General features: G+C 65.4%; 6 protein-coding genes and 1 pseudogene. 1 reads left to right on the top strand and 6 read right to left on the bottom strand.

Annotation, left to right across the window (positions count from 1 at the left end):
- The 3 genes and pseudogenes from AC5RWX_RS30370 to truB form a co-directional block, all read right to left on the bottom strand.
- A pseudogene (locus AC5RWX_RS30370) lies at positions 1-304 on the bottom strand (hypothetical protein); the annotation flags it as partial.
- A gap of 19 nt (positions 305-323) precedes the next feature.
- Positions 324-677 (bottom strand): hypothetical protein, encoded by a 354-nt coding sequence (locus AC5RWX_RS30365; RefSeq protein WP_494099929.1) that lies wholly within the window; start codon positions 675-677, stop codon positions 324-326.
- 2 nt (positions 678-679) lie between these two features.
- Entirely contained in the window at positions 680-1,615 is a 936-nt protein-coding gene (truB, locus tag AC5RWX_RS30360) for a tRNA pseudouridine(55) synthase TruB (RefSeq protein WP_494099928.1), read from the bottom strand.
- 99 nt (positions 1,616-1,714) lie between these two features.
- On the opposite strand from truB, the gene AC5RWX_RS30355 reads away from it, so the two are divergent.
- Positions 1,715-2,878, top strand: a complete 1,164-nt coding sequence (locus AC5RWX_RS30355) for a pyridoxal phosphate-dependent aminotransferase (RefSeq protein ID WP_494099927.1) — start codon at positions 1,715-1,717, stop codon at positions 2,876-2,878.
- Positions 2,879-2,897: 19 nt separating this feature from the next.
- Here AC5RWX_RS30355 and trxA read toward each other — a convergent pair whose 3' ends face one another.
- The 3 genes from trxA to rbfA all read right to left on the bottom strand — a co-directional run bounded on the left by trxA (position 2,898) and on the right by rbfA (position 4,555).
- On the bottom strand, positions 2,898-3,335 hold the full coding sequence (gene trxA, locus AC5RWX_RS30350) for a thioredoxin (RefSeq protein ID WP_494099926.1): 438 nt from the start codon (positions 3,333-3,335) through the stop codon (positions 2,898-2,900).
- A gap of 2 nt (positions 3,336-3,337) precedes the next feature.
- Entirely contained in the window at positions 3,338-3,826 is a 489-nt protein-coding gene (locus AC5RWX_RS30345; protein ID WP_494099925.1) for a nucleoside deaminase, read from the bottom strand.
- A gap of 216 nt (positions 3,827-4,042) precedes the next feature.
- Positions 4,043-4,555, bottom strand: coding sequence for a 30S ribosome-binding factor RbfA (gene rbfA, locus AC5RWX_RS30340; RefSeq protein WP_494099924.1), 513 nt, complete (start codon positions 4,553-4,555; stop codon positions 4,043-4,045).
- Between the last annotated feature and the right edge of the window lie 196 nt (positions 4,556-4,751).

The raw sequence follows: 4,751 nt of genomic DNA, 5'->3' as shown, positions 1-4,751 counted from the left end.
CGACCAGTTCCACCAGGACGGCTGCGACTGAAACCTTGAACCACGCGCTGCCGGCTTTGGCAAGAGAGACTGTGGCAATGACATAGACCAACGCGGCGAACGCGGACAGCAGGTACGCCAGCGGTGCCTCGGAAAACTTGGTGAGGATCTGGTAGCCGGCACGGGCAGAGGCCGAGAGGGCGAAGACTGCGTAGACGGCGATCAGCAGGCGTCCGGGCCCCGTGTTGCGGGTGTTGCGGCCACCGGTTCCGCTCGCGCTTGCGCCCTTGGTGCTGTTGGGGACGGCGGAGTGCTGGTCTTTCACGTTGCGTGCTTCTTTCACTTCAGTACCAGATCTGGTTCATTCGGGCGGCCATCACCAGCGCGGTGACACCTACGGCGGCCAGGACAAAGTTGCTCCACCGGGTGCGTTCCAGGATGGACCAGTAGACGGCGGCGGGCGGCAGGAGCATGGCCGTGGCGAGGTAGCCCCAGAACTCCCAGGCCTCCCCGGCAATGGGTTCACCGGCAATGACCCGGACTACGGATCCCACCAGGTACACCAGGAGCGCCACCTCCACGGCAGCGACCGAAAGGATGGTGACGTCGTTCGGTGCTTTCTTCAGGATGCCGGCGAGCACGCAGGTCCCGCTGGACAGAAGCCCCACCACCAGAATGATGTAGAAATAGGCGTCCACCCTCAGGCCACCCCGGAGGCGCCGGCGCCGGGGCCGCTGCCTGGTGCAAAGACCAGGACGGGTTTGGCGAAGCTGCCGGCGTCGGCAAGCAGTGCCACCAGGCTGCCGTCGGGGGCAAAGGCGGCCGCGGGATGTTCTGCGGTGGCGGCGGCAGGGCTGCCGGGGGCAGCACCGGCAGCGATGCGCCGGCCAAAGGATATTTCCGTGGTTTCCTCAGGGCTGAGCTCGCGGTTGGGCATCAGCGCCCGCGCTGCCTCGGACATTTCCAGGACATCAAGCTCTTCCGCGAGCTGGTCGAGCGTGCGCGCCTGCTCCAGGGAGTACGGCCCTACGTGGGTTCGTCGGAGGGCGGTGAGGTGTCCGCCGACGCCTAGGGTGTTGCCAAGGTCGCGGGCCAGGGCGCGGATGTAGGTCCCGGAGGAACATTCCACCGTGACCTCCAGGTCCACGACGTCGGCCGCGGCGTCCCTGCTGATGCTGTGCACCTCGAACCGGTGGATGGTCACCGGGCGGGAAGCGAGTTTGACCTCTTCGCCGGAGCGGACCCGGGCATAGGCGCGTTCGCCGTTGACCTTGATGGCGCTGACGCTGCTGGGAACCTGCTGGATCTGCCCGGTAAGGGCCGCAACGGCGTCGTGTATCGCCTGCTCGCCCACGGCGGAGGTGCCGGCCGTGGCTGTGACGTCACCCTCGGCGTCGTCCGTGACTGTCGACTGGCCCAGGCGGATGGTGGCGGTGTAGGTCTTGGAGGTGCCCACGATGTATGTGAGCAGGCGGGTGGCTTTGTTGATGCCCACCACCAGGACGCCGGTTGCCATGGGATCGAGGGTGCCGGCGTGCCCCACTTTCCGGGTACCGGCAAGGCGCCGCATCCGGCCAACCACATCATGGCTGGTCCATCCCTGCGGCTTGTCCACTATCACCAGTCCAGAAAGCACGCTTCCCAGTATATCGGCGCCGGTCGTGGCACCCGCGCACCTCCTGGAGCACGGGGAGCATCATCAGCGGCTGAAGACTCCCCGGTTAGGATGGCAGGCATGCCTGAGCTTGCCGCCCACGTCCGCAACGTCCCCGTCAACCAGATCCGGGAGATCACCGAGGCGGCCTGGCGTACCCCCGGTGCCTTGGTCCTCAGCATCGGCGAACCCGGCTTCCCGCTCCCCCGCCACGTCCTCGACGCCGGAATCGCCTGCCTGGACCGGGACGAAACCAACTACACCCCCAATGCAGGTATCCCCGCTCTGCGGGAAGCATTTGCCGCGAGGTTCCGGGAGCAGCAGGGCTGTGATGTCGGCGCCGACAGGGTGTATGTAGTGGACGGCGCCCAGCAGGGGCTGCATTTCGCCATGAGCCTGCTGCTCTCACCCGGGGATGAAATCCTGATTCCCAACCCGGGCTACCCGACGTTTGCCATGACCAGCCGCCTCCTGAACGCTGTTCCCGTGGGTTACCCGCTCTACCCTGACCACGGCTTCCAGCCCAGGACCGGGGACATCGAGGCCCTCATCACGGACCGGACCCGGGTACTGGTCCTGAACTCCCCCTCCAACCCGTTGGGCGCGGTCCTCAGCGAAGACCTGACCCGGGAACTCCTGGAGCTGGCCCGCCGGCACGACCTGTGGGTTATCTCGGACGAATGCTACGAAGCGTTCACCTACGACGTTCCGCATGTGAGCCCGGCAAGGTTCGACGGCGACCTGCCGGGCGAGGCTCGCGTCTTCACCTCGCTGACCCTCTCCAAGACGTATGGCCTCACGGGGCTTCGGATCGGCGCACTGGTGTGCCCGCCGGGCTTGGAGCAGAAGATGAACAACGTGATGGAGTCAATTGTCTCGTGTGTGGCGTCGCCGTCGCAGTACGCCGCGCTTGCTGCCCTCACCGGCCCGCAGGATTACGTCCGGCATGCCCACGAGCACTACCGGACCAACCGGGACGCGGCATCCGCCGTGCTCGATGCCAAAGGTATTCCATACTTGAAGGCTGACGGCGCGTTCTATCTTTGGGCAGATGTATCCCACATCAGCGGCGGAGACGTCCGCGGGTGGGTGCGGTTCTTCCTTGCGGATTCGGGCGTGGCCCTTGCCCCCGGGACGGCCTTTGGTTCCATCGGCGAGGGCTGGGTGCGGATCGCGCTGTGCGGCAAACGACAGGACCTGCTGGATGGCCTCGCCAGGCTGCCGGAACGCGTTCCAGCGCGGTAATTACGGGAGGATTCCCGGGTCAGCTGCGGGTTCCGAGTAGAGCCCCGTCCAGCCACCTGCGCAAAACGTCCGCCGGGGCCGCACCTGCCTGGCGTGCGGCCACCTTGCCGTCCACGATTACCACCAGGGTGGGAATGGCCTGTACATCAAACCTCCGTGACAAGCCGGGCGACTTGTCCACGTCCACCTTGACCAGTTTGACGTCGCCCGCACGTTCATGGGCGAGCTGGTCCAGGACGGGGCTGACCGTACGGCAAGGCCCGCACCAGGCGGCCCAGAAGTCCACCAGCACAGGTACCTGTGACCGCTCGGCCACTGCGGCAAAATCAGCGTCCCCGGCGTTCACGATCCAGGGCAGGCTGCCGCGGCAACTGCCGCAGCAGGGCCGGCCGGCGGCGGCGGCGGGGATGCGGTTGGTCTTTCCGCAGTGCGGGCATTTGACGAGGGCGGCTTCCACGCCTAGTAGTCTTTCCTGCTCTTATGGGCGCCCCATGCCAGGAAAGGAGTGTCCGACGATGGGACGTCACCCCTGCTGACCGGCAACAGTTCCGGGCGCGTCCCGGAAAAGTAATCGTAGAAGACGGCGTCGTCAAAGCCTGCAGAAGCGGCACCGTAGCGGTCCGCGGCAAAATAGACGCGGTCTATCCGCGCCCAAAGGGCAGAGGCGAGGCACAGCGGGCAGGGTTCGCAGCTGGTGTAGAGGACCGCGCCGCGCAGGTCGAAGCTCCGGATCGCGGCGGCCGCCGTACGGATGGCCACCACCTCGGCGTGGGCTGTGGGGTCGTTATCGCGGGTGACGCGGTTGACGCCCTCGTGCACCCGCCCGTCCCGCGTCACAACCAGCGCACCGAACGGTCCGCCCCCGTCCGCGACGTTGCGGGTGGCGAGGGCCACGGCCCGTTCAAGGTAATGCGTGGCATCGTCGTGGTCGTGGTCCGCCTGTGTCATAGCTCGATCCTAGCCAAGAGGCTCGCGGTAGGGGACCAAATAAGGGGCGGAACAGGGGGAAATCACTGCACCTGGTCATCGGTACAAATGAATCCGTGTACGTGACGCAGGACTTCGGTCGGGTGATGAAGGCGGAGATCCGCCAGTGAAGAATAGTCTTCCCCGGCAGCAAAAGCCCCGGACCACATGTGCGATCCGGGGCTTCTGCTGTGCTTGCTACTGCTTGTTGCCGTTCTCGTCGAGTTCCCCATTGTCTGTGGCGTCGAAGTCCTCTTCATCAAAATCGTCTTCGTCGATGTCCACATCGCCAGGCGCGTCGCTCCGGTAGGGGTCGGCGTCCCCTGCGTGCCGGGCCTGGGCAGCCAGGGCGGCAACTTCGGCGTCACGCTTCTTGGCCTCCCGGAGCAGCTCCTCGAGGTTGGACGCGATAACAGGTATCTCATCGGAGACGAATTCAAGGGTGGGAGTCAGTCGAATGCTCAGATTGCGCCCCACCTCCTGCCGAAGCACACCCTTTGCCTTCTCCAGGCCCTTGGCAGCATCAGCCTGAACGGCCTGGTCGCCAAAAACGGTGTAGTAGAGGGTGGCATGCTGCAGATCATTCGTCACCCGGGCATCGGTAACAGTAATGCCCTCCAGCCGAGGATCCTTAACCTTCCGGCCCAGGGCCTCAGCAACAACAACCTTAATCCGCTGCGCCAACTTGGCAGCACGTGCCGGATCAGCCATTTCCACTCCTAAGAATTTGGGGGTACAACGACCTGTTGCAGCAGACGTACCCAGTTTTGAACTGTTTGATGCCACGCGCCTCGTGGTGAGTCAAAGACGGACCCAGCGGGATTTTTCCGGCGGCCTGTGAGTGGCATCGGGCCTGTCGGAGCCGGGCGGCGTGCGACCCAAGATCGCAAGCCGTCCGGCGAAGGGG

The organism is Arthrobacter sp. SPT-J7, assembly GCF_059089965.1.
The sequence above is the reverse complement of the archived record's forward strand: the minus strand, read 5'-3'. Positions and strand labels throughout refer to the sequence as shown.

What these genes read in the sequence shown, in the direction of transcription:
- AC5RWX_RS30355 (WP_494099927.1), top strand. Translation starts at nt 1,715, where the DNA reads ATGCCTGAGCTTGCCGCCCACGTCCGCAACGTCCCCGTCAACCAGATC.
- AC5RWX_RS30345 (WP_494099925.1), bottom strand. Translation starts at nt 3,826, where the DNA reads ATGACACAGGCGGACCACGACCACGACGATGCCACGCATTACCTTGAA.
- rbfA (WP_494099924.1), bottom strand. Translation starts at nt 4,555, where the DNA reads ATGGCTGATCCGGCACGTGCTGCCAAGTTGGCGCAGCGGATTAAGGTT.